Source organism: Pseudomonas sp. R-28-1W-6 (genome assembly GCF_009799925.1).
In the GTDB taxonomy this organism is placed as follows: domain Bacteria; phylum Pseudomonadota; class Gammaproteobacteria; order Pseudomonadales; family Pseudomonadaceae; genus Aquipseudomonas.
Map to the genome: position 1 here is coordinate 1 of NZ_WELK01000026.1, position 464 is coordinate 464.

Below are 464 nucleotides of genomic sequence, written 5' to 3' on the forward strand. Positions count from 1 at the left end.
CCGTCCTGGTCGGTGAGCAGCACCGCGAAGTCTTCGAACAGGCTGTTCTGACCCGCCGCATTGGCGTGCGTTTCGTTGTCCGCCAGGGTGTAGCTGTAGCTCACCACGCCCGTGTCGGGGTCGTAGGCCGTGACGCTCAGCGTGTTGCCCAGGTCCGTGACGAACGAGCCCGCCGTGAACACGCCGTTGCTGATGAAGCTCACCCCGCCGATCGTCAGCGCGGCCACCCCATCGGGCGAGCTGATGGTGAAGCTGCCGGACTGCGTCAGGCTCTCCTTCGACGTATCCGAACCATCGGCCAGGTCGTCCTCGTCCACCGTCACGTCGCCGCCATTGGCCGACGGGGTCAGGTTGCTGATCACCGGCGGCGTGTTGCCGATCGCGATCGTCAGGGTCGCCGTGTCCGTGTCGCCATCGCCGTCCTGCAGCGTGTAGGTGAAGACATCCGACACGCCACCCGGCGT

The 464-nt window shown here is 66.4% G+C and carries 1 protein-coding gene; it reads right to left on the reverse strand.

Annotated elements, in window-relative coordinates:
* A partial coding sequence (locus tag F3I62_RS20075) for a hypothetical protein (protein WP_218572954.1) occupies positions 1 to 464 on the reverse strand: 464 nt, incomplete at both ends.